The organism is Streptomyces sp. 4N509B (assembly GCF_052245655.1).
In the GTDB taxonomy this organism is placed as follows: Bacteria; Actinomycetota; Actinomycetes; order Streptomycetales; family Streptomycetaceae; genus Streptomyces.
Map to the genome: position 1 here is coordinate 107,577 of NZ_JBQQBZ010000003.1, position 22,975 is coordinate 130,551.

22 protein-coding genes and 1 pseudogene are annotated in these 22,975 nt (G+C 73.6%); 6 read left to right on the forward strand and 17 right to left on the reverse strand.

Features of this window, described 5'->3' with window-relative positions:
• Window positions 1–42: 42 nt before the first annotated feature.
• From ACTWP5_RS04825 to ACTWP5_RS04865, 9 genes are all read right to left on the reverse strand, one after another.
• Entirely contained in the window at window positions 43–1,230 is a 1,188-nt protein-coding gene (locus tag ACTWP5_RS04825; protein ID WP_443219455.1) for a CU044_5270 family protein, read from the reverse strand.
• Entirely contained in the window at window positions 1,227–1,964 is a 738-nt protein-coding gene (locus tag ACTWP5_RS04830; RefSeq protein ID WP_443219456.1) for an RNA polymerase sigma factor, read from the reverse strand. The genes ACTWP5_RS04825 and ACTWP5_RS04830 overlap by 4 nt, the downstream gene beginning before the upstream one ends.
• A gap of 101 nt (window positions 1,965–2,065) precedes the next feature.
• Entirely contained in the window at window positions 2,066–3,700 is a 1,635-nt protein-coding gene (locus ACTWP5_RS04835) for a DoxX family membrane protein (RefSeq protein ID WP_443219457.1), read from the reverse strand.
• A gap of 144 nt (window positions 3,701–3,844) precedes the next feature.
• A complete protein-coding gene (gene rlmB, locus ACTWP5_RS04840; protein ID WP_443219458.1) occupies window positions 3,845–4,834 on the reverse strand; it encodes a 23S rRNA (guanosine(2251)-2'-O)-methyltransferase RlmB in 990 nt (329 codons plus the stop codon).
• 69 nt (window positions 4,835–4,903) lie between these two features.
• The gene (gene cysS / locus ACTWP5_RS04845) at window positions 4,904–6,313 is read right to left on the reverse strand and encodes a cysteine--tRNA ligase (protein WP_443219459.1); all 1,410 of its coding nucleotides are present in this window, start codon (window positions 6,311–6,313) and stop codon (window positions 4,904–4,906) included.
• A 96-nt stretch (window positions 6,314–6,409) separates the two neighbouring features.
• Entirely contained in the window at window positions 6,410–6,814 is a 405-nt protein-coding gene (locus tag ACTWP5_RS04850) for a PPOX class F420-dependent oxidoreductase (RefSeq protein WP_443219460.1), read from the reverse strand.
• 158 nt (window positions 6,815–6,972) lie between these two features.
• Entirely contained in the window at window positions 6,973–7,560 is a 588-nt protein-coding gene (gene ispF, locus ACTWP5_RS04855) for a 2-C-methyl-D-erythritol 2,4-cyclodiphosphate synthase (protein ID WP_443219461.1), read from the reverse strand.
• Complete coding sequence (gene ispD, locus ACTWP5_RS04860) at window positions 7,550–8,473, reverse strand: 2-C-methyl-D-erythritol 4-phosphate cytidylyltransferase (RefSeq protein WP_443219462.1); 924 nt, start codon at window positions 8,471–8,473, stop codon at window positions 7,550–7,552. Before ispD ends, ispF begins: the two co-directional genes overlap by 11 nt.
• A gap of 321 nt (window positions 8,474–8,794) precedes the next feature.
• The gene (locus tag ACTWP5_RS04865) at window positions 8,795–9,277 is read right to left on the reverse strand and encodes a CarD family transcriptional regulator (RefSeq protein WP_443219463.1); all 483 of its coding nucleotides are present in this window, start codon (window positions 9,275–9,277) and stop codon (window positions 8,795–8,797) included.
• Between the two features lie 331 nt (window positions 9,278–9,608).
• On the opposite strand from ACTWP5_RS04865, the gene ACTWP5_RS04870 reads away from it, so the two are divergent.
• Window positions 9,609–10,394: a DUF461 domain-containing protein gene (locus tag ACTWP5_RS04870; protein WP_443219464.1), complete on the forward strand. Its 786-nt coding sequence runs from the start codon at window positions 9,609–9,611 to the stop codon at window positions 10,392–10,394.
• 130 nt (window positions 10,395–10,524) lie between these two features.
• Here ACTWP5_RS04870 and ACTWP5_RS04875 read toward each other — a convergent pair whose 3' ends face one another.
• Complete coding sequence (locus ACTWP5_RS04875; RefSeq protein WP_443219465.1) at window positions 10,525–11,205, reverse strand: response regulator; 681 nt, start codon at window positions 11,203–11,205, stop codon at window positions 10,525–10,527.
• Window positions 11,202–12,587, reverse strand: coding sequence for a sensor histidine kinase (locus ACTWP5_RS04880; protein WP_443219466.1), 1,386 nt, complete (start codon window positions 12,585–12,587; stop codon window positions 11,202–11,204). Before ACTWP5_RS04880 ends, ACTWP5_RS04875 begins: the two co-directional genes overlap by 4 nt.
• A gap of 227 nt (window positions 12,588–12,814) precedes the next feature.
• On the opposite strand from ACTWP5_RS04880, the gene phoU reads away from it, so the two are divergent.
• Both phoU and ACTWP5_RS04890 read left to right on the forward strand, forming a co-directional pair.
• Entirely contained in the window at window positions 12,815–13,489 is a 675-nt protein-coding gene (gene phoU / locus ACTWP5_RS04885; RefSeq protein WP_443219467.1) for a phosphate signaling complex protein PhoU, read from the forward strand.
• 150 nt (window positions 13,490–13,639) lie between these two features.
• Window positions 13,640–13,813 (forward strand): hypothetical protein, encoded by a 174-nt coding sequence (locus ACTWP5_RS04890; RefSeq protein WP_443219468.1) that lies wholly within the window; start codon window positions 13,640–13,642, stop codon window positions 13,811–13,813.
• 207 nt (window positions 13,814–14,020) lie between these two features.
• On the opposite strand, the gene ACTWP5_RS04895 is transcribed toward ACTWP5_RS04890, so the two are convergent.
• From ACTWP5_RS04895 to ACTWP5_RS04910, 4 genes and pseudogenes are all read right to left on the reverse strand, one after another.
• Window positions 14,021–15,265 (reverse strand): sensor histidine kinase, encoded by a 1,245-nt coding sequence (locus ACTWP5_RS04895; RefSeq protein ID WP_443219469.1) that lies wholly within the window; start codon window positions 15,263–15,265, stop codon window positions 14,021–14,023.
• Window positions 15,266–15,306: 41 nt separating this feature from the next.
• Window positions 15,307–16,065, reverse strand: a complete 759-nt coding sequence (locus tag ACTWP5_RS04900) for a phosphoglyceromutase (protein WP_443219470.1) — start codon at window positions 16,063–16,065, stop codon at window positions 15,307–15,309.
• A 99-nt stretch (window positions 16,066–16,164) separates the two neighbouring features.
• Window positions 16,165–16,992 (reverse strand): ABC transporter permease, encoded by an 828-nt coding sequence (locus ACTWP5_RS04905; protein WP_443219471.1) that lies wholly within the window; start codon window positions 16,990–16,992, stop codon window positions 16,165–16,167.
• Window positions 16,989–17,992: pseudogene (locus ACTWP5_RS04910) on the reverse strand (ATP-binding cassette domain-containing protein). The gene ACTWP5_RS04905 and the pseudogene ACTWP5_RS04910 overlap by 4 nt, the downstream one beginning before the upstream one ends.
• Window positions 17,993–18,161: 169 nt before the next feature.
• Between ACTWP5_RS04910 and ACTWP5_RS04915 the strand changes: the two are divergent.
• Complete coding sequence (locus ACTWP5_RS04915; RefSeq protein WP_443219472.1) at window positions 18,162–18,773, forward strand: PadR family transcriptional regulator; 612 nt, start codon at window positions 18,162–18,164, stop codon at window positions 18,771–18,773.
• A gap of 103 nt (window positions 18,774–18,876) precedes the next feature.
• Here ACTWP5_RS04915 and ACTWP5_RS04920 read toward each other — a convergent pair whose 3' ends face one another.
• On the reverse strand, window positions 18,877–19,785 hold the full coding sequence (locus tag ACTWP5_RS04920; RefSeq protein WP_443219473.1) for a helix-turn-helix domain-containing protein: 909 nt from the start codon (window positions 19,783–19,785) through the stop codon (window positions 18,877–18,879).
• Window positions 19,786–20,129: 344 nt separating this feature from the next.
• On the opposite strand from ACTWP5_RS04920, the gene ACTWP5_RS04925 reads away from it, so the two are divergent.
• The gene (locus ACTWP5_RS04925) at window positions 20,130–20,624 is read left to right on the forward strand and encodes an ATP-binding protein (protein WP_443219474.1); all 495 of its coding nucleotides are present in this window, start codon (window positions 20,130–20,132) and stop codon (window positions 20,622–20,624) included.
• 384 nt (window positions 20,625–21,008) lie between these two features.
• Here ACTWP5_RS04925 and ACTWP5_RS04930 read toward each other — a convergent pair whose 3' ends face one another.
• Window positions 21,009–21,287 carry a DUF397 domain-containing protein gene (locus ACTWP5_RS04930; protein WP_443219475.1) on the reverse strand — a complete coding sequence of 93 codons (279 nt, stop codon included), beginning with the start codon at window positions 21,285–21,287 and terminating at the stop codon, window positions 21,009–21,011.
• Window positions 21,288–21,619: 332 nt separating this feature from the next.
• On the opposite strand from ACTWP5_RS04930, the gene ACTWP5_RS04935 reads away from it, so the two are divergent.
• Window positions 21,620–22,804: an alpha/beta hydrolase fold domain-containing protein gene (locus ACTWP5_RS04935; RefSeq protein ID WP_443219476.1), complete on the forward strand. Its 1,185-nt coding sequence runs from the start codon at window positions 21,620–21,622 to the stop codon at window positions 22,802–22,804.
• The last annotated feature ends 171 nt before the right edge of the window (window positions 22,805–22,975 follow it).

Here is a 22,975-nt window from a genome sequence, read left to right on the forward strand (position 1 = left end):
GGCCGGGCCGGACCGTGCGGACACGCCTCGTGCGTCGTCGGGTCAGCTGGTGGCGCCCGGCCGCTCCCCGAGCTCGTCGGTCACGGCCCACTCAAGGACGGTGCTCTCGCTGATCAGGTCGCCGGCCTCGAACTCGCCCTCATCCTGGAGGTAGAAGCTGCGCGACCCCATGGACAGGTAGCTCTCCGCGTCGAACAGCAGCTCGCCGCGCTCGTTCCAGGCCGGCAGGTCGCGGGCGAGGGCGATGGCGTCCCGGCCCTCGGAGTCCGTGGTGTCCTCGACGAGTTCGACGCCCGGAACGAGCGCCGCGGCCTCGAACATGGCCGCGGTCTGCGCCGCCGGCATCAGCGTGTCCGTGACCAGGCGGGAGATCTCCTTGAACACCAGCTGGTGGTGGTACGAGTCGGTGTTCTCACCCTCGGCGGCCTCCTCCTCGGTCCACTCGTACAGCTCGTCGAGCAGGGCCTCGGGGTCGGTCGGCAGCGACGCGGCCCAGTCGTAGGAGCCGTAGGCCGGCTCGTCCGGCCTGGGCTCGCCCTCGTCGGGACCCGGGGTCTCGTCACAGCCCGGGGCTCGGTTCACCACCACGGCCACGTCGTCCGTCTCGGTCTCCCACCGGGATCCGACGCGGAAGCAGAACTCCTCGTCCTCCTCCCTGCCGCCCGCCGACATGCCGTCCCAGCCGTCGAGGCTTATCCAGAGCGCGTTGTCGCCCCACTCCTCCATCGACCAGGTGAGCTCCTCCTCACCCCTCTCCTGCACTCCGATCAGCGAGTTGGCGCGGGCCTCGTGGAAGACGTACTGGTCGGGCCCCGGCACGGGGACGTCCTGCGCGGCCGCCGCCCTGGCGATGTGGTGCGAGGCGAGCTCCAGCGTCAGCGGCCCGTTGACGGGCGCGTCGCCGTCCCGTTCCAGGCCGCCGCCCGAGCCGTCCGAGGACAGGCCGGAGAGGACGACGCCGCCGACGACGGCGGCGACGGCCAGCGGTGCCGCGAGCACCGAGAGCCGACGGGCGGGGAAACGGGCCGGGCGACGGCCCTGGCCTGCGGGGGCGCGCTCGCCCTCGCCGGCCGGCTCGCGGGTGATCTCGTTCATGAGGTGCTCCTCGATCCGATGGGCACGGTCGTCGGGGAGCACCGGTTCGCCCGGGGGCGGCAGCAGGGTCGTCAGCTCCTCGTGGCCGACGTGCTCATGCCGCCGTCGCCACCAGAGGTTGCGGTTGCGGGTCATCCGCGGTTCTCCTCACTCAACCGGACCGCCAACAGCCGGCGGTCACCTCGTACTTGTCCGGCACGGACGGGGGGTTCCACGCCGGGATCCGTGGTGGGGGTCGGGGTCGTGGCGCGGTTCGACCCGGTAGTCGACCCGCGGGTCGACCTGGGGGTTCGCGTGGAGGCCGGCGCAGGGGCCGTGGCGCGGGACAGCTCCTCGTCCGTCAGGCGGCGCAGCCGGTCGCGGGCGCGCGAGAGGCGGGAGCGGACGGTGCCCACGCGCACGCCGAGCGCCTCGGCGGCCTCGGCGTAGCTCAGGCCCGACCAGACGCACAGCATCACCACCTCGCGCTCGCGTGGCCGCAGTCGGGCGAGCGCGCTGCGTGCGGCGGCCAGCCGTTCCGCGTCGGCGATGCGGCCGACCACCTCGTCGGCCGGGTCGGGCATCACGGGGGCGGCGGGCAGGCGGGCCATCGCGCGGGCGTGGCGGCGTCGGGCGCGCGTGACGTTGCGCAGCACGTTGACCGCGATGCCCATCAGCCAGGGCCGGGGCGTCTCGCCCTCGTCCCGCAGCTTCGCGCGCAGCCGCCACGCCTCCAGGAACGTCAGCGACAGAACGTCCTCCGCAACGGAGACGTCGCCCGTGGCGCGGGCGGCGTAGCCGTAGACCAGCCGCGAGTAGCTGGTGAAGAGGTGCCGGAACGCCTCGGGGTCGCCCGCCCGCAGGCGGGCGTGTATCGAATCGGGGTCCACGCTCTGCCTTGTCCGGCGCACGGGAGGGGTTCCCGTGACGCCTGTCACAAGTCAAGCAGCACGTGTCCTGAGGTTCGGTCAGCCCTCGTCGAGGAGGCCACCTAACCGAGCAGCCCGCCGAGGGGGCCGGGGCTGCTCTCCTCACCCCCCTGGTCGGAGGGAACGCTCTCCTCGGGCGACGCCTCGCCCGTGCCGCCGGTGTCGGCCGTGCCCGAGGACTCCTCGGGCGCGACCTCCGCGGGCGCCGGCTGCGACTGCTCCGGACTCGGCGGGGGCGCGGCCTCCTCGGGGGCGGGGCCCTCGACCACGGCCTCCTCGCCGGAGACGTCCGGCTCGACGGCGGCCGGGTCCTCGACGGGCTCCTCCTCGGGCGTCGAGGCGTCCTGCCCCGGGGTGGCCTGCTTGCGCTGCTCCTCGTCGTCGGCCGCCGCGTCGTCCTCGTCGCCGTCCTTCCCGCGCTCCCGCTCCCGGGCGGCGTCCTCGGGCAGCGGCTCGCCGGGCAGGTGGTTGGTGGGCGGCTCGCCCGGCTCGGGCACGTGGGGGATGTGGGAGGAACGCACCGCGCTGCCCAGCATCGACCCGATGAGCAGGGCGAGGCCCAACAGCAGCGTGGCCAGGGCGGCGCCGCGCCGCAGCACCCGGTGGCGCAGCTCGCCGAGGGTGGCGCGCGGGCCGAGGGTGCGCCACGCCTCGCCGGCGAGGCGCGCGTCGAGCGAGTACACGGGGGCGCCGGCGATCAGCAGCGGGCTCCACGCGGCGAGCAGGATGACGTCGGGGGTGTCGTACGCCGGGACCTGCTGCCAGCTGACGGTGGCCAGCAGCGCCAGGGAGAGCACGATGCCCACGCCGGAGGCCAGCCGCTGCCAGAGGCCGGCGATGGTGAGGACGCCGACGATGATCTGGGTGAACGCCACGGCGAGGCCGGCGCCGACGGGGTGGGCCAGCGCCCAGTCGTGGAGCGGCCCCGCGACCGACCAGGGGGTGAGGCCGTTCAGCCAGGAGGAGAGGGAGCCGCGCTCGCCGCCGTCGAAGTACACCGGGTCGGTGAGCTTGCCCATGCCGGCGGACAGGGCGATGAAGCCGAGCAGCAGGCGCAGGGGCAGCAGCACGAGGCCCAGGCTCATCCGACGGTCCGGATGATACGGCTGCCGCGAGCGGCCGCGGCGCTCCCGCTCGCGCGCCCGGCTGTGGGGCGACCGCCCGTCGTCCGCGGCCGAACGGCGGTGGTCCCGGCGGTCCCGGTCCCCGTGGCCCGGGTGCTCGCCGTCGTCCCGGCCGCGCCCGGTGCCGCCGCCCGCGGCCGGGACGACGGGGATGCGGCGCGTCTCCTCCACCGCGCGCGGGGGGCGGGGGCCGACCACCGTGACGCCGCGCTCGGCCGCGGGCGAGGGCGCGGGCACCGTGGCGGTGGCGGAGGAGGCCGCGGGGACGCGCGGCAGCAGCTGCGTGGCGACCGCGTCGGGGTTCGCCGGGGCCCGGCCCGCCGCCGCCCCCACCCCGGCACCGGCACCGCGCACCGCCTGGAGCAGCGCGCTGGCGCCCGGGTCGCCCGGCGCGCTGCGCCCGCTCCACACCAGCGGACGCCGCCGGGCCGGGGCCGGGGCGGCGAACTGGGGCAGCGGCGTGGTCACGGGCTCGGTGGGCAGCTCCACCCGAAAGCTGACGTGATTCACGACAACCTGGGCGGGGTCGCACGGCACCCTGACCGTGTTCAGCTCGGGCTCGGCCATCGGCATGCCGCGGGACGCTCCGCGGGGCGTTCTGGTCTCCACACTCAACTAACCGAGTGACAGAGGTTTAAGACACTGCCTTGACGCGACGAGGGCCCCACCGGCGGATCGGGCCCTCGTCACCCGCCCGGTGGGGCCCCGCCGCGCGCGTCAGGCCCGGCCGCCGCGCCGCCGGGCGCGGACCGTCTCGTGGAGCACGATGCCAGCGGCGACACCCGCGTTGAGCGACTCCGCGCCGCCCGGCATGGGGATGCGGGCCAACACGTCACAGGTCTCGCCGACCAGCCGCGACAGGCCGCGCCCCTCGCTGCCGACCACGACGACGACCGGGCCGGCCAGCAGCTCCGCCACCTCGGGGTCCCCGATCTCGCGCTCCCCGTCGGCCGCCAGGCCCACCACCATCAGCCCGGCCTTCTGGTACGCCTGGAGCGCGCGGGTGAGGTTGGTGGCGCGGGCGACGGGCGTGCGCGCCGCCGTGCCGGCGGACGTCTTCCACGCTCCGGCGGTCATGCCGGCCGCGCGGCGCTCGGGGACCACCACGCCGTGGCCGCCGAGGGCGGTGGCGGAGCGGACGACGGCGCCCAGGTTACGGGGGTCGGTGACGCCGTCGAGGGCGACGACCAGCGGGGGCTGCCCCGCGTCGAAGGCGTCGGCGAGCAGGTCGTCGGGGTGCGCGTACTCGTAGGGCGGGACCTGGAGGACGAGGCCCTGGTGGTTCAGGCCGCCCGTGATGCGGTCGAGCTCGGCGCGGGGCGCCTCCAGCAGGTTGACGCCCTTACCGCCCCCGGCGCCGCGCTCCATGGCGAGCTTCACGGCCTCGGTGACGCGGTCGTCGCTCTCCAGGAACTGCTGCACGTAGAGCGTGGTGGCGGGGACGCCACCGCGCAGCGCCTCAAGGACCGGGTTGCGGCCGACGACGAGCTCGGAGGTGCCGCGCTGCGGGCCGCCCCGCTGCCGCGCGCCGGTCTGCCGCCTGGCCTTGGCCTGGGCCGCGCGCTGCTTGGCGTGGCCGGGCCGCCGCTCGGCGGGCGGCGTGGGGCCCTTGCCCTCCAGGGAGCGACGGCCCTTGCCGCCGCTGCCCTTCGTGGCGCCCTTCTTCTGCGAGGTGCGCCGTCCGGGGCGCGGGCTGTTGCCTGGCATGGCGTGGTGGTCCTTCTGGTTCGTGGAGTGCGGGACGGGAGCGCGCTCAGGGCGTGAGCCCTCGGGGCGTCAGGCCAGCTCCCAACGGGGTCCTGTGGGGGTGTCCTCGATGACGAGGCCGGCGGCGGTGAGCTCGTCGCGGATGGCGTCGGCGGTGGCGTAGTCCTTGCGCTGCCTGGCGGCCTCGCGCTGGGTGAGGACCAGGCCGACCAGGGTGTCGACGGCCTCGCCGAGCGCGGCGGCCCGGCCGCCGCCGGGACCGTCGGCCCCGGCCTCCGCCCACGACGGGTCCAGCGGGTCCATGCCCAGCACGCCGAGCATGGCCCGCACCTGGGCGGCCTGCGCGAGGGTGGACTCCTTGTCCCCCTCGGCCAGCGAGGCGTTGCCCTGTCGGACGGTGGCGTGCACGGTGGCCATCGCCTGCGGGACGCCGAGGTCGTCGTCCATGGCGGCGGCGAACTCCTCGGGCACCTCGGGCGCGGGCTCGACGGGGCCGACCCGCTCGACGGCGCGCCGCAGGAAGCCCTCGACCCGGTGGAAGGCGGCCTCCGCCTCGGCCACGGCCTCCTCGCTGTACTCGATGGTCGAGCGGTAGTGGGGGGTGCCCAGGTAGTACCGCAGGACCAGGGGGCGCCAGCGCCTGACCATCTCGGAGGCGAGCACCGAGTTCCCCAGGGACTTGCTCATCTTCTCGCCGGCCATGGTGACCCAGGCGTTGTGCATCCAGAACGCGGCGAAGTCGTCGCCGAAGGCGCGGGACTGGGCGATCTCGTTCTCGTGGTGCGGGAAGACGAGGTCGATGCCGCCGCCGTGGATGTCGAAGGCCGGGCCGAGGTACCGGTGGGCCATGGCCGAGCACTCCAGGTGCCAGCCGGGGCGGCCGGGACCCCACGGGGTCTCCCAGCTCGGCTCGCCGGGACGCGCGGCCTTCCACATCGCGAAGTCGCGCGGGTCCCGCTTGCCGGTCTCGCCCTCGCCCGAGGGCTGGAGGAGGTGGTCGAGGTCCTGGTTGGACAGGGAGAGGTACGCGGGGAAGCTGCGCACGTCGAAGTAGACGTTGCCCTCGGCCGGGTAGGCGTGGCCGCGGGCGATGAGGGTGCGCATCATCTCGACCATCTCCGGCACGTGGCCCGTCGCGCGGGGCTCGTGCGTCGGGGGCAGGCAGCCGAGGGCGTCGTACGCGGCGTTGAACGCCCGCTCGTTCTCGTGCCCGATGGCCCACCAGGGGCGGCCCTGCTCGGCGCTCTTGGCGATGATCTTGTCGTCGATGTCCGTGACGTTCCGCACCAGGGTGACGTCCAGGCCGCGGTGGGTCAGCCAGCGGCGCAGGATGTCGAAGTTCAGTCCTGAGCGGATGTGACCGATGTGGGGAGCGGACTGCACGGTGGCACCACAGAGGTAGATCGAGACGCGCCCCGCGGTGAGCGGGGTGAAGTCACGGATCTGCCGGGCGCTGGTGTCGTACAGACGTAGGGTCACGCCACCAGGGTAGTCGGCCGGGCCAGGCTCCCGCGCCCCGCGTTTCGGCCGCGGAGACGCGGGGGCCGGGCCCTCGCGGGACGGGGCGCGCGGGGGTCAGATCCGGCCGACGACCTTGCGGGGCCTGACGCGGAGGACGACGCGCGGCGCGTCCTGGGCGGCCTGCGGGTTGAACTCGGCGTAGGACACCCCGACGTACTTCCGGGCCAGCTCGTCGATCAGCTCGGGGCCGCCGTCGGTGGTCATGGCCACGTCGCCTCGGATCTCGGCGTAGCCGTAGGGGTTCGACGGGTCGACGACCACGACCGTCACACGGGGGTCGCGCTCCAGGTTGTGGTACTTGCGCCGGTCCTGGGTGGTGGAGATGAGCAGCTCGTCGCCCTCGCGCTTCACCCAGACAGGGGAGGACTGCGGGCTGCCGTCGGGCTGGATGGTGGAGAGGGTGACGAACACCTTCTCGTCCAGCAGGGTCTTGAGGCTGTCGGAGAGTACCGCTGCCACGGTGCACCTTTCGGCTGTCGTTGCGATGGGTCGCTCGGCGGGGTCGTTCGGCGGGGTCGTTCGGAAGACGGCCGCACCGGTCGGTGGTCCACCGGCCGGCACCGGTCGTCCCGTGAACGTCAGGCCCCTGGGGCCCCAGCGCGGGCCCGGCGTTCACGCTACCTCGGCAGCACCAGCGCCGTGGAGATCGCCGCCAGCCCCTCGCCGCGTCCGGTGAGCCCGAGGCCGTCGGTGGTGGTGCCCGAGACGGTGACGGGGGCGCCGGCCGCCTCGGACAGGGCGCGCTGCGCCTCCTCCCGGCGGGAGCCGATCCTGGGGCGGACGCCGATGACCTGGACGGAGACGTTGCCGATCGCGAAGCCCCCGGCGCGGACGATGCGGGCGGCCTCGGCCAGCAGCGCGGTGCCGGAGGCGCCGGACCACTCGACCCGGTCCGTTCCGAAGTGCGCGCCGAGGTCCCCCAGGCCGGCGGCGGAGAACAGCGCGTCGCAGGCGGCGTGGGCGGCCACGTCGCCGTCCGAGTGTCCCGCCAGGCCGTACTCGGCCTCCGGCCAGAGCAGGCCGGCGCACCACAGCGGACGTCCGCGCTCGAAGGCGTGGACGTCGGTGCCGATCCCGACGCGGGGCAGGGGCAGGGGCGCGGACGGGAACGGGGCGGCCCCGTCCCGGCGGCCGGCGGAAGCGGCGGGGCCGGAGGCGCCGGGATCGGAAACGGCGGGGCCAGAAGCAGCGGCGTCAGAAGCCATCGGTCATCCTGCGGCGGGCGAGCACGGCCTCGGCGAGCACGAGGTCGAGCGGTCGGGTCACCTTGAACGCCTCCTCGTGCCCGGGGACCAGCACCACGGGGACGCCGAGCCGCTCCACCATCCCGGCGTCGTCGGTGGCGCCCTCGGCCGGGCCGCCGGAGGCGAGCTCGCGGTGGGCGGAGCAGAGGGTCGCGCGGTCGAAGCCCTGCGGGGTCTGCACCGCGCGCAGCAGCGAGCGGTCGGGCGTGCTCACGACGGACTCGGGGTCGCCCTGGCGCGCGGCGGGCGCCGCGATCCGCTTCACGGTGTCGGCCAGCGGCACCGCCGGCACGACCGCCGGCGCGCCGGCCAGCACGGCGGACGCGACGGCGTCCACCGTCTCCACGGGGACGAGCGGGCGCGCCGCGTCGTGCACCAACACCACCCCGACGTCGTCGGGCAGGGCGTCGAGGCCGCGGCTGACGGACTCCTGCCGGGTCCGGCCGCCGGGCACGACCATCAGGTCGACGGGCTGCGCGGTCGGCGGCGGGGGGTGCTCGTCGAGCAGCATCACCCGCACCGCGTCCGCGTCCTCGGGCGGGGCCACGACCACGACCAGGGAGACGGTCCTCGCCCTCGCCATGGCGCGCACGGCGTGAACCAGGATCGGCATGCCACCCAACTGGCGGAGTGCCTTCGGCGCGCCGGGCCCGAGGCGGACGCCGCGGCCCGCCGCCGGGATGACCACGGCGGTGCGGCAGGGCCGCCCGTCGTCCCGCTGACCGTTCTCGCCGTTGTCGCCGATCTCCCCGATCCTTCCGTGCTCATCCGGGCCCGCCGACGACGGCGCTCCCGGTTCTCGCTGGTTCTCGCCGGAGTGTCCCGGGCGTGTCGGCCCCGTCGGGGCCGCCGCTGGCTGTGGGGTGTCTGACATCGGTGGGGCGTACAGGTTTGTTTCGTGGGCGGTATTGGGTATGGCCAGAGCGTGCCGGGCACCACTTCCGATCGGCCCCTTCCGTGACAGCCGATCGCGGGCCCGCCCTCATGGGCGGCACGGTCCCGGCACCCCTTCAAGGGGGAGCTCAGGAACGATTCGCGGCACGATCCGCACATGCCGCAGCGCCCAGACGGCACGGGTGATGCCTTCGGGCGCTGCGGCACGTTGTCGCACGTCAGTGTGGCGCACGGTACGTCGGAGTCTCGACGGTGTGAGTGGAGGTGGTGTGTGGTGGCTGATGCCTGAGTCCGCTGGGGCTCAGGAGGCGAGCACCTCGTCCAGGAGGGACTCGGCCTTGTCCTCGTTGGTGCTCTCCGCCAGCGCCAGCTCGCTGACGAGGATCTGCCGCGCCTTGGCGAGCATGCGCTTCTCGCCCGCGGACAGACCACGCTCGCGCTCCCTGCGCCACAGGTCACGCACCACTTCAGCGACCTTGATGACGTCGCCGGAGGCGAGCTTCTCCAGATTTGCCTTGTACCGGCGGGACCAGTTGGTGGGCTCCTCGGCGTACGGGGCGCGCAGCACCTCGAAGACCCGGTCCAGACCGTCCTGACCGACCACATCGCGCACGCCGACGAGTTCGGCGTTCTCCGCGGGAACACGCACTTCGAGATCGCCCTGAGCGACCTTCAGTACCAAGTAGGTCTTGTCCACGCCCTTGATGCATCGCGTTTCGATCGCCTCGATCAGCGCGGCCCCATGATGGGGATAGACCACGGTGTCGCCAACCTTGAACGTCATGTGACAGGTACCCCTTCCGTGGCTTTCCAGGGTAACACGACAGGCCACCCCTTTGAATGGCGTTTTCGCAGGTCAGACCACATCTTGGGGGTTGACAACCGCGCCCGAACCATGCTTCGCGAACACGTGGACGACGGGAATTCGCAGGTGGGAGCGCACTTGAGGCGAACCCGGCCGGAGCTGGAATCTCAGTGGATCTACGCGGGAAAGCAGGGCGAGACGTTCGGACCAACGTCACGAATGACCGTTTTGTCCTAATACTTGGGGCGCCGCCAGGCGCGCGTGCCCCCTGCCGTCGCCGCGCCGGGGACGGTGGGTAGGCTGTGGCGCCGTGAGCAGCAGCCTTCGACGCGGCATCAGCGCCGCCACCGTCGCCCTCTCCCTCGCCGCCCTGGTGGCCTGTGGCGCCGGGGCCGACGCCGAGACGAACGAGGTCGAGCCCGACCAGGCCTGGGCCCAGGTCGAGGACATCAAGGTGCAGAACGTCACGGTCGTCGTGACGGAGGAAGGCCAGGGCCTGGCCGGCATCAACGCACGGCTCTTCAACGACGGGGCGCGCGACCAGACCCTGGAGGCGATCAACCTCCCGGGCACCGGCCAGCGCGTGGAGCTCACCTCCTCCGACGGCGGCGGCACCCTCGTGGTCCCGGCCGGCGGCGAGCTCGCGATCGGCGGCGAGGGCAACGCCTCGGCCGTCATCGCCGACCCCGCGGCAGGCGACATCCGGCTGGGCAACGCGCAGCGCCTCGTCTTCGACCTCAGCGAGACGGGCGGCATCGGGCTCCGGGCCCGTGTGGTCGGCACCACGGGTGAGTTCGAGCACTTCGCCGACTGGGTGCCGGCGCAGCCGGAGCCCGAGCCCACGCTGCCCGAGGAGACGGAGAACGAGACGCCGGGCGAGGGCACCGACGAGGGCGCGGCCGAGGGCACGGAAGGCACCGAGGGCGCGGAAGGCACCGAAGGTACGGAAGGCACCGAGAGCACCGAGGGCACGGGGGCCGACCCGGACGCCACGGACCCCGACGCCGACGCTGACGCCGACGGCACGGAGACCTCGCCCGACGAGGCGGCCGACGGCGGCGTCGAGGGCGGCACCGGGGACACGACCCAGCCCTGACGCCCACCCACGTCCGCGTCCGACACCCCTGGACACCCGCGCCGCCCGCCCCTCCGAACCTCCGGGGGGACGGGCGGCGCGGCCGTTCGTCGGGTCTGCTCCGTCGGAGTACCTCCTCGGGAGCGGTCCGTCAGGGTTCGAACTTGTATCCCAGGCCCCGGACGGTCACCAGGTACCGGGGGGCGCCGGGGTCCGGCTCTATCTTGGCGCGCAGGCGCTTGACGTGGACGTCGAGCGTCTTGGTGTCGCCCACGTAGTCCGCGCCCCAGACCCGGTCGATCAGCTGCATCCGGGTCAGCACGCGCCCGGCGTTGCGCAGCAGCATCGCGAGCAGGTCGAACTCCTTCAACGGCAGGTCCACCTTGCGTCCCGAGACGGTGACCACGTGTCGGTCCACGTCCATCCGCACGGGGCCGGCCTCCAGGGCGGCGGGGGCCTCCTCGTCCGTCTCGCCGCGGCGGCGCAGCACCGCGCGGATGCGCGCCACCAGCTCCCGCGAGGAGAAGGGTTTGGTCACGTAGTCGTCGGCGCCTATCTCCAGGCCGACGACCTTGTCGATCTCGCTGTCCTTGGCGGTCACCATGATGACCGGGACGTTGGATCGGTTGCGCAGCTGGCGGCAGACCTCGGTGCCGGGCAGGCCGGGCAGCATCAGGTCGAGCAGCACCATGTCGGCGCCGTTCCGTTCGAACTCGTCCAGCCCCTCGGGCCCCGTGGCCGCCACGGCGACCTCGAAACCCTCCTTGCGGAGCATGTAGGACAGTGCGTCGCTGAACGACTCCTCGTCTTCGACGACGAGCACTCGGGTCACGGGAGGACCTCCCGGGCAGGATCGTGGGTGCGGGTGGTGGAGGGGACAGGGGTAGAGGTCGCGCGGGTCGGGGACGTGCCGGGATCCTCGTCGGCGTCGGCATCGGCGCTGGCGTCGTCGCTGGTGTCGTCGGGGAAGTCGGCCGGTTCGTGGAGGGCACCGCCGAGCCCGTCGCGCCTGCGACGGGCCGCGCGCTGCCGCTCCTGCGCGCTGCCGGGTTCCGGCAGCCGCAGCGTGAAGGTGGAGCCCTGGCCTTCGGCGCTCCACACCTGCACCTCGCCGCCGTGTGAGGCGGCGACGTGCTTGACGATGGCCAGGCCGAGCCCGGTGCCGCCCGTGGTGCGGGAGCGTGCCGGGTCGACGCGGTAGAAGCGCTCGAAGATGCGCTCCCGGTCGGTCTCGGGGATGCCGATGCCCTGGTCGGTCACCGATATCTCGATCATGTCGCCGCCCCGGGAGGTGACCCGGGCGGCGGCGATCGCCACCCGGGTGTGGGGCGGGCTGTAGGTGACGGCGTTCTCGACGAGGTTGCCGAGGGCGGCGGCCAGCTGGCTGCGGTTGCCCCAGACGGCGAGGCCCTCGGTGCCGCCGGAGGCCATGGGGATCTGCTTGCTGCTGGCCTGCTGCCGGCAGCGGTCGATGGCCTCGCTGACGAGCTCGTCCACCGGCACGAGCTCGGCGTGGCTGAGCATGCCGGCGTTGTCCTGCACCCGGGAGAGGTCGATGAGCTCCTGGATGAGGTTGGTCAGCCGGGTGGCCTCGTTCTGCATCCGGCCGGCGAAACGGGTGACGGCCTCGGGGTCGTCGGCCGCGTCGAGGACGGCCTCCGACAGCAGCGAGAGCGCGCCGGCCGGGGTCTTCAGCTCGTGGCTGACGTTCGCGACGAAGTCGCGCCGGATCGCCTCGATGCGGCGGGCCTCGGTCAGGTCCTCCACCAGCAGCAGCACCAGCCGGGAGCCGAGGGGCGCGGAGCGGGCGGAGACGGCGAGCACGTCGCCCGCGCCGGCGCGGCCCGGGGCGCGGCCCCGGCGGGGCAGGTCGAGCTCGGCCTGGCGGATCTCGCCGTCCCTGCGGGTGTCGCGCGCCATGGTCAGCATCGGCTCGACGGCCAGCCGGCCGCCGCGGACGATGCCGAGGGCGTACGCGGCCGAGCTGGCCTTGACCACGGCGTCGGACTCGTCGAGGACGACCGCGGAGGAGCGCAGCACCGACAGCACGGTGTCGACGCCCGGGGGCAGCGACGAGTCGGCGTCCATGGTGAGCGGAGTGCGGAGGGGACGCGTGCGTTCGCGCTCGCTGACGCGGAATGCAAGCATGGCGATGACGCCGGTGCACACCCCGGCGATCGCGGCCACCGCGGCGACCGCCGCGTTCACGTCCATATCCTCAGGTTATGCGGGGCGTGCTCGTTGGCCACAGGTGTGACTGAAGATGCTCGTCCGGCCGCCCGCGAGAGTTCACCTTGCCGACAACGACGGTTCACTTGGCCGGATGGAGCCTGGGAGACGGCTCGCCGGTCTCGAACACGCGAACGCGAGACCTGATGGAATGGCGGGGTCGGGACAGGACGGGTGGCCCGGGTGGCCCGGGTGGAGGAAGGACGAGGGGCATGCGTGACGCGTACCACGAAGAGCTCGACGCGATCGGGGACAGCCTGGTCGAGATGGCGCGGTTCGTCGGCTCGGCGATCGGCCGGGCGACGACGGCGATGTTGGACGCCGACCTGAAGCTCGCCGAGAACGTCATAGAAGGCGACGAGAAGGTCGACGAGATGCAGCGGGAGCTGGAGAACAACGCGATAGCCCTGCTCGCGCGGCAGCAGCCGGTCGCGACGGACCTGCGCATCGTCGTGACCAGCCTGCGCATGAGCGCGGACCTGGAGCGCTGCGGCGACCTGGCACAGCACGTGGCGAAGGTGGCGCGGCTGCGCTTCCCCGACTCGGCGGTGCCGCGCGACCTGTCGGCGACGATCCTGGAGATGGGCCAGCTGGCGCAGCGGCTGATGGCCAAGGCCACGGAGGTGCTGATCACCAAGGACGTGGAGCTGGCGATGCAGCTGGAGGAGGACGACGACGCGATGGACTCGCTCCACCGCGCGCTCTTCAACCACCTGCTGGACGACCGCTGGAACCACGGCGTGGAGACGGCCGTCGACGTGACGCTGCTGGGCCGTTACTACGAGCGGTTCGCCGACCACGCGGTGTCGATCGCGCGCCGGGTGGTCTTCCTGGTCACCGGGGAGCACGCCGACGAGTTCGTGCCGGAGCCGGAGGAGACGGCGTGAGGCTCGGCGTGAGGCTCTGCGGAGCGCGACACGGCCGTGCTCCCCGAGCCTCGCGCGCGCCGGTCGTGCTCCGTTGACAGTCCGTGGCGGAGAGGGCGTGAAATGGGGGTGGCGGGCGGAGAACCGCTCGCCTGGACTCAGGAGGTTCTCGTGGCTGCCTCACCCACCCCACACGACACCCCCACCCCGACCCCCGCGACCGTCGCGCCGCCGGCCGGCGGGCGGCGCCCGCTGCCGCTCGTGGCGGCCTGCGGCTGCGGCTCAGGTTGCAGCTGCGGCTGCCAGTCCGGCGGCTCCTGCCAGTGCGGCGGCGGCTGCGGCTAGCGGCCGCGACTGCGACTACGACTGCGGCCAGCGGGCCCGGCGGCGGCACGGTCCGCCGTCGGTCTGAGCGCACGGCCGCGTGACAGCACGGGACCTCTTCCGCGCCCCCGACCGCGCGGGAGGGGTCCCGTCGTCCGTCGGCCCCCGGCGGTGGCGCGCCTGTGACGGAGGCGCCCGTGTCGGAGCGCCCGCGACTGCCGACAGGGCCTAGCCGCCCCAGGGGAGGCGGGCGAGGAGCTCGAACGTGCCCCCGGATGCGCCGTGGCGGAGGGTGCCGCCGTCGAGGACGGCGCGCTCCTCCAGGCCCGCGAGCCCGGCGCCCGCGCCGGGGATGTCCGCCGCTGCGGCGCCCGCGGGCAGCGCGTTGCGCACCCGGACGACCAGCCCCGTCTCGGGGCCGCCCTCCAGCGTGATCGCCACCTCTGCCTCCGGCGCGTGCTTGCGCGCGTTGGTCAGGCCCTCCTGCACGACGCGGTACGCCGTGCGCTGCACCTGGCCGCGCAGGGAGCCGGCCGCCTCGACGTCGTACGCCTCGGTGAGGACGACGCGCTGCCCGGCCTCCTCCGCCTCCGCGACCAGCCCTCTCACGTCCGCGATCCGCGGCAGCGCCGCGCCCTGGGCGTCCTCGGCGCCGCGCAGCACGGTCAGCACCTGCCGCAGCTCCTCCAGCGCCTGGTGCGCGGTGTCGCGGATGAGCTGCGCGCTGTCGCTGACCTCGCTGCCCGTGAGGGCCTTGCCGCGGCGCTCGGCGACGGGGGCCGTGCGGTAGGCGAGGGCGCCCGCGTGGACCGACAGCAGCGAGATCCGGTGGGCGAGCACGTCGTGCATCTCGCGGGCGATGGCCTCCCGCTCGGCGCGGCGGGCGTCGGCCAGCCGCCTGGCGTGCTCGGCGCGCTCGCGCTCGGCGTCCTCGCGCAGCCGCGCCACGAGCTGGCGGCGCACGCGCATGCCGGTGCCCCAGGCGAAGAAGAACAGGTAGTACGCGAAGACGAAGCCCGCCGTGATCCAGCCGCCCTCGTTGGGGACGGTGTAGATCACCATGTAGGGCAGGGCGACCACGATGTTCAGGCAGAGGACGGGCAGGGCCCGGCGGATGGGGACGCGCAGGCCGAGGTTGAGGAGGATGACGGTCAGCGCGCCGAAGATCGTGTACGAGAAGCCGGCCACCGGCACGATGGCCCACGCGAGGAGCAGCGGGAACCGGCGGCGCCACCACAGCGCCACGCAGGCGAGCGCCCCGAACGGGGCGTCGATCACGGCCATCCAGTCCGGGACGTAGTAGTCCCGCTGGCCCGCGGTGGCGACCATCACGACCCAGACGCCGACGGCCCAGGCGAAGAGGAGGACGTCGACCGCCCAGTCGCGGCCGCTGCGCGCCACGGGCCGCCGCCCGGGGCCGAGCAGTTCCCCGGGCAGCAGCCAGCGGTCCTCCCAGCCTCCGACGCCCGTCATGACCTGGAGTGTACGGGCTGCCGGGGAGGCGTCACGCGCCGTTACTTCTTGCCCTGGTTCCTGACCGCCTCGATGGCGGCGCTGGCGGCCTCGGGGTCGAGGTAGGTGCCGCCGGGGGTCAGGGGGCGGTAGTCGGCGTCGAGCTCGTAGAGGAGCGGGATGCCGGTGGGGATGTTCAGGCCGACGATGTCGGCGTCGGACACGCCGTCGAGGTGCTTGACCAGGGCGCGCAGGCTGTTGCCGTGGGCGGTGACCAGGACCGTGCGGCCGGCGGCGAGGTCGGGGACGACGCCGTCGTACCAGTACGACAGGAAGCGCTCCAGCACGTCCTTCAGGCACTCGGTGCGGGGGCGCAGCTCGCTCGGGATGTGGGCGTAGCGCGGGTCGTCGCTCTGGGACCACTCGGCGCCGTCGGCGAGCTCCGGCGGCGGGGTGTCGTAGGAGCGGCGCCACAGCATGAACTGCTCCTCGCCGAACTCGGCGAGGGTGGCGGCCTTGTCCTTGCCCTGGAGCGCGCCGTAGTGCCGCTCGTTCAGCCGCCAGGAGCGGCGCACGGGGATCCAGGACCGGTCGGCGGCGTCGAGCGCGAGGTTGGCGGTGCGGATGGCGCGCTTGAGGAGGGAGGTGTGGAGCACGTCGGGGAGCAGCCCGGCGTCCCTCAGCAGTTCGCCGCCCCGGACGGCCTCCTTCTCGCCCTTCTCGGTGAGGTTGACGTCCACCCAGCCGGTGAACAGGTTCTTCGCGTTCCACTCGCTCTCGCCGTGGCGGAGGAGGATCAGCTTGTACGGTGCGTCGGCCATGTCAACGAGCGTACTCACCCCGTGTCCCCTCGTCGTCGCGGGCATCCGTCGCCCCGGCACCCCTCCCGTCGCCCCACCGTCCCCTCCCGGCCGCGCCGGTCACCGGCGGAGGGCCGCGTAACGGCGCAGGGCGAGGGGGACGCAGAGCGCGAGGAGCGCCACCGGCCAGGCGAGCGCGAGGACCACGGGGTGGTCGGCGGCCGGGGAGCCGCCCGCGGACCAGCCCGGGTTGCCGAACAGCTCGCGGACGGCGGCGGCGGTGGCGGAGATCGGGTTCCACTCGGCGACCGCGCCGAGCCAGCCCGGCATGGTGTCGGGCGAGGTGAAGGCGTTGGAGAGGAACGCGACGGGCCAGACGAGGATCTGCACGGCCTGGACCATCTCCGCCCGCCCGGCCACCAGGCCGAGCCAGATGCCGGCCCAGAGCATCGCCAGCCGCAGCCAGAGCAGCAGGCCGACGGCCGCCAACGCCTCGACGGGGGTGCCGTGCCAGCGCCAGCCGATGGCCAGGCCCGCGCCCACCATGACGCACAGCGAGACGGCGGAGTGCGCCATGTCGAGCAGGCTGCGGCCGACGAGGACGGCGGAGGGGGCGATGGGCATGGCGCGGAAGCGGTCGAGGATGCCCTTGTTGAGGTCGCTGGTGATCTCCACCATCGTGGCCTCCAGGCCGAAGACCATCGTGAGGGTGAGCAGGCCGGGCACGAGGAAGTCGCGGTAGTCGCCGCCGCCGTCGACGGCCATGCCGCCGCCGAGGAAGTAGACGAAGACCACGAGCATCATCACGGGGAAGACGAGGCCCACCGCGAGCACGCCCGGCGCGCGCCGGGTGTGGAGCAGGCCGCGGCGGGTCATGGTGAGGGCGTCGGTCACCGCCCGCCGGGCGCGTGGGGGGTGGGCGGGCAGGGCCGTGGACGGGGCGGTCATGGCGTGGGCTCCTTCGTGAGGTGGAGGAAGACCTCGTCGAGGGTGGGGCGGCGCAGCGCGACGTCCTCGGCGTCGATGCCGGCCGCGGCGAGCCCCTGGACGGTGGCGGCGAGCGCGGCCATCCGGTCGGTGACGGGGGCGCTGACCAGCCGGCGGTCGGGGTCGGTGACGAGGGCGGCGACGCCCTCGGTGCTCGTGGGCGCCACCTGGGCGCCGGTGGCGCGGGCCAGGACGGCGGCGGCCTCCGGCAGCCGCGCCGGGTCGTGGACGACGACGTCGACGCGGTCGGCTCCGACGAGGCTCTTCAGCTCCCCGGGGGTGCCCTCGGCGACGACCCGGCCCGCGTCGACGACGCTGATGCGGTCGGCGAGCTGGTCGGCCTCCTCCAGGTACTGGGTGGTGAGCAGCACGCTCGTGCCCGCGCCGGTGAGCGCGCGGACCGCGTCCCACACCTCGGTGCGGGCGCGCGGGTCCAGGCCCGTGGTGGGCTCGTCGAGGAAGAGGACCTCGGGGCGGGTGACGAGGCTGGAGGCGAGGTCGAGGCGGCGCCGCATGCCGCCGCTGTAGGTCGTGACGGGTCGCTCGGCGGCGTCGGTGAGGCCGAACGTCTCCAGCAGTTCGGCCGCGCGGCGGGCGGCGCCGGCGGCGCCGAGGTGGTAGAGCCGGCCGAACAGGTCGAGGTTCTCCCGCCCGCTGAGCCGCTCGTCGAGCGCTGCGTGCTGCCGAGGAGGCCGATGCGGTACCGCACCTGGTCGGCCCGGCGCACCACGTCGAGCCCCGCGACCTCGGCCCGGCCCGAGCTTGGGCGGAGCAGGGTGGTGAGGATGCGGACGGCGGTGGTCTTGCCGGCGCCGTTGGGGCCGAGCAGCCCGTGGACGCTGCCGCGCGGCACGACGAGGTCGAGGCCGTCGAGCGCCGGCCTGGCCCGCTCTGAGGGCCGGCCGCCTCGCTCGCGGCCGTAGGTCTTGCTCAGGGACTCGGCCAGGATCGCGTCGGCCATCCCCCGTCACCGCCCTTCGGGCACCCTGCCGGGCGCACTAGTCAAATTTGATGAGTACCGGGGAGGGTAGCGCCGACGGAGGGCATTAGTCAAACTTGATTAGCAAGAGCGGCCGGCCGGTTGGTGAGAGGCTGTCCCCGAGGCACCACGGGACGAAGGGTTGGCGAGGATGTCGGTGATGCGGCTGCTCGTGCTCGGCGCGGTGCGCCAGCACGGCCGGGCCCACGGCTACCAGGTCCGCAACGACCTGGAGTTCTGGGGCGCGAACGAGTGGGCGGGCGCCAAGCCGGGCTCGATCTACCACGCCCTCAAGCAGATGGCCAAGCAGGGCCTGCTGCACGCCCATGAGACCGCCCCGAGCCCCGCCGGCGGACCGCCGCGCACGGAGTACGAGCTGACCGAGGCCGGCGAGGCGAGCTATCTGGAGCTGCTGCGGGAGGCGTTGCGCGCCCACGACCAGCGGATCGACGTGCTCACCGCCGGCGTCGGCTTCATCGTCGACCTCCCGCGCGAGGAGGCGGTCGCGCTGCTGCGCGAGCGGGTCGCGGCGCTGGAGGGGTGGAGCGAGGAGGTGCACCAGCACTGGATGCCGCAGACGACGCCCGCGGACTGGGGTCACATCGGCGAGATCATGCGGCTGTGGATCCACCACGCGGAGAGCAGCGCGGCGTGGACACGGGGCCTGATCGAGCGGCTGGAGGACGGGGCCTACGTGATGGCCGGCGAGGGCCAGCGATCGGTGGACGTCCTGCCGGAGGGGATGGACAACCCCTTCCGCTAGCGCGCCTCCTCGACCCTGAGGCGGCGGCCGAGCGGCAGGACGAACGGAGCCCGGCGCCCCCGGCCCCTGGGGGTGAACGCTGGGCTGGTGCGGGTCGGAACCGCTAGAGCGAGGTGCGGATCTCCTGCAGCAGGTCGCGGGTGGCTTCCGGGCTGAGGGCGGCGCCCGCCAGGCCGTCCATGACGCCCTGGTACGCCGAGACGTCGTCGCGCTTGTCGAGATAGAGAGCGCCGGTCAGCTGCTCCAGGTACACCAGGTCGGAGAGCTCGTCCTCGGCGAAGCGCAGCAGCGTGAACGCTCCGGACTCCGCCACGTGCCCGCCGTGCGCGAACGGCGCGATCTGAAGGGTGATGCGCGAGAACTCCGAGAACTCCGCCAGCGCCTTGAGTTGCTCCGCCATCACGGCACGGCCGCCGTACGGGCGGCGCAGCGCGCCCTCGTCGAGGATGCAGTGCAGCCGCGGCGCGTACTCCGAGAAGAGCAGCTTCTGGCGTTCGAGCCGCAGCGCGATGCGCCGGTCGATCTCGGCACGCGGCGGGCGGCCGCGGTGCCCGCTCACGATGACCGCGTGCGCGTAGGCCTCGGTCTGGAGCAGCCCGTGGACGAACTGCACCTCGTACGTGCTGATGCGCTCCGTCGCCGCCTCCAGACCCACGTAGGTCTGGAACCAGCCCGGCAGGACGTCGTTGTAGCTGTGCCACCAGCCGGCCTGCATCGAGGACTTGGCCAGGCCCAGCAACGGGGCCCGCTCCGCCTCGCCGGTCACGCCGTAGAGCGTCAGCAGGTCGGCGACGTCCCGCTGCTTGACGCTGACACGGCCCAACTCCATCCGGCTGATCTTCGACTCGGAGGCACGGATCGCGTACCCGGCGTCCTCGCGCGAGACGCCGCACGCCTCGCGCAGTCGGCGCAACTGCGAACCCAACAGGATGCGCCGAACCATCGAGCCGCTGTTCGCACCCGCGCCGCTCTCCAGGCTCGTGATGTCTCCCGGTCTGACCGTGCCTGCCATCTGCTCCGCTGTCCGATGAGTGCTCATACGCTCACAGGCCTCCACTCCTGACGGTGCGAAGTCTGCCATGTCCAAGCTCCGATGGGTGCCCGCCTGATTACAATGGATCAAATTTTTTCGTGCACGTGCAGCTGCTCTTGCATTTGCGCGAAGCGTTGGGAACCATGAGCCCTGCGCGCCGGAACCGGTGCGTCAGTACGACTCTGCCGCCGGTCACCCCCGGTGGCGCCGGGGTACGGGGGCTCCTCGTTGATCACGGTCGCGTTCCCCCGGGACAACTCCACGACCTTCAGTACCGCCGCGAACGCCAGGAGTGCCGCGACATGGGGATCAAAGGAACGCCCATGCTCGATGAGTTAGGGCATCTGTTCCCGCCCGTGGACACGCGAACTCCCTCCTCCACCGCGAGCCTCGGGCTGCCAGGGCAGCCGGACTCGGTGCGCCGCGCGCGCGACTTCGCGCGCACCACGCTGCTCGGCTGGAGACTCTCCGAGCAGTTCGACTCGGTCGGTCTCGTCGTCTCGGAACTGGTCACCAACGCTCTGCGCCACGGCATGCGACGGCGGCGCCAGGAGCACGACCCGGGGGCGATGGACGGCGGGGCGCCGACACCGGTGGAGTTGGAGTTGATGCGTTACGCACGGCGGTTGATATGTGCCGTGCGGGACGAGAGCGACGCCGCGCCGAGAATCGGCACGGTGAGCGAGGTGGCGGACCCGGCGGCGGAGTCGGGGCGCGGGCTGCACCTGGTGGAGTGCTTCAGCGACGGCTGGGGCTGGCGCCCGCTGGCCGGCGAGGGGCGCGGCAAGGTCGTCTGGGCGGTCTTCAAGATCAGCTGACCGGTCAACCACCCACACCACGGCGAACCGCTACGAACCACTTTCGTACCACTGCGGAACACGCCGATCACCGCCCACCACGGCCGATCGCTGCCAAGCGCCCGGCCATGCCGACGCGACCGACCGTCGACAAAACGACCTCCGGACGGTGGTCACCCCGCGCGAGGCCGGCACGTTCCCGCCGTGGGCCGACCGCACGCGGGATCGCCGAACGGACCCGGCGTGCGGACGGACCGACGAACAGCCCCGCGAGCCACGCGCGGAGCGCCGGATGAGACGCTCCGTTCCGTGCGAACCCGCCGTGAGGCGGGGTGGGGGTGGGGGCTCCGTGCGGTGAGCGGTGAGGCGATGAGCTGGTGGGGGTAGCGAGTCGTGGGGGTTGATTCAGGCGATGAGGTGGTCGAACTCCCCGTCCTTCACGCCCCGCAGCAGCGCTTCCACCTCGGCGGGGGTGTAGATCAGGGCGGGCCCGTTGGGAAAGCGTGAGTTACGTATCGCCACCTCGCCCGTGGGCAGCTTGGCGAACTCGGCGCAGGTTCCCTGTGAGTTGCTGTGGCTGCTCTTCAACCACTTCACGCCCCGGATTTCGTGTGCGGCCATGCCGTTGTACGCGTCGGGCACTTGGGTCTCCCGGTCGTGCGAGTGGTGCAACACCGGTCCCATGCATGGTCATGGGACTCAACCAAGGCCGATCATAGCCTCGTTCAAGTGCATATGCACGGGCCGATGCACGTGCACGACGTAACGTTGCCCCGCCGTCACTGGCGGTCGGCTCCCTCTCACGAGGTGAATCACCCCCTTTCGACGGTTGTCGCGGCCGACAGGTTCCCGCCACGCGACATGAGTTTTTCCGTAGTTCTCGGCTCACTGCCGGCGCTCACGTGCACGGACGCCGGCACCGGCACCCGCCGACGGGCCTCCGGGACACGGGTGACCCTCCTCCCGGCGACGGCACGCCGTCCGAGAGCGCTTACCCGGAGGTGCATGCTCGATACATGAGAACGGTCGTGCTCGTCGCGCTCGCGGTCGCCCTGTTGGCCACCGGGGTGCTCGCGGCGTACCTGATGTTCCTGGAGGACGCGCCCGGAGGGCCCGCCAGAACGCTGCGGGCCTTCCCGCTCCACCTGCTCCTCCTCAGTCTCGCCGCCAGCGTCGTGCTGGTCCTCGCGCTGCGGTCGCAGACGGACGGCGGGCGCGCCGTCGTGGCCGTCACCGCCTCGCTCGCGGGGCTGCTCGCGGGGGTGACGGCGCTGGTGCCCACCGCCGCGCAGCTGCGTGCGGCCAGCGAGATGGACGCGCCCGTCTCGTTCGGCGAGTACCTGCTCCACTCCGTGACGCCCAACTCCGGTGAGCCGCGGCCGAACCGCGGCGTCACCTACGCCGAGGTCGACGGACACGCGCTCCGGCTCGACGTCTGGCAGGCGCGGGCCACCGCCGACGGCCCCGACCGCCGCCCGGCGGTGGTGCTGCTGCACGGCGGCGCGTGGCGCTCGGGCCACCGCGGCTCCACGCCCGACTGGAACCGCTGGCTCACCGAGCAGGGGTACCACGTCTTCGACGCCGACTACCGGCTCGTCGGCCAGGTGCCCGAGGGCACCGCGTGGCGGAGCACCGTGCGCGACGCCGCGTGCGCCGTCGCGTGGGTCGCGGCCCACGCCGACCGCTTCGGCGTGGATCCCGAGCGGATCACCGTCATGGGCCGCTCGGCCGGCGCCCACCTCGCGATGATGGTCGGCTACACCAGCACCGCGGCCGAGCCCGACCCCCGCTTCCGTCCCAGCTGCCCGCTGCCGCTGCCGCGGGTGCGCTCCGTCGTGGAGCTCTTCGGGCGGGCGGACCTGACCCAGTTCGACGGCGGGGACCACGCCACCGCGCGCGACACCCTGGCCGCGCTGACCGGCGGCACCCCCGCCTCGCACCCCGAGCGCTACGCCGCGGCCTCCCCCGTCAGCCACGTCACGCCCGAGGCGCCGCCGACGCTGATGCTGGCCGGGGAGAGCGACCACCTGGTCCCGCCCGAGCAGGCCCGCGCCCTCGCCGGAGTCCTCGACGCCAACGGCGTGCCGCACCAGGCGCGGTACTTCCCCTACGCCGACCACGACTTCGACCGGAACTGGGGCGGGATCCCGACACAGGCCAGCCGGACCGCGATCCACGCGTTCCTCGCGCGGTACGGGTGAGCACGCCGGAGGCGGGGCCGCGGGCGGCGCGCCACCGACCTCGGCGGTCGCCGCCAGGCGTCCCGGCTCGCCGGTGACGCGGCGGCGACCGACCCCGTATGCTCCCTGTCGCCCCACCGCGCTGGTGGACACCATCCCTCGCCGAGGCGGCGAACACGCCGCGACGGGCAC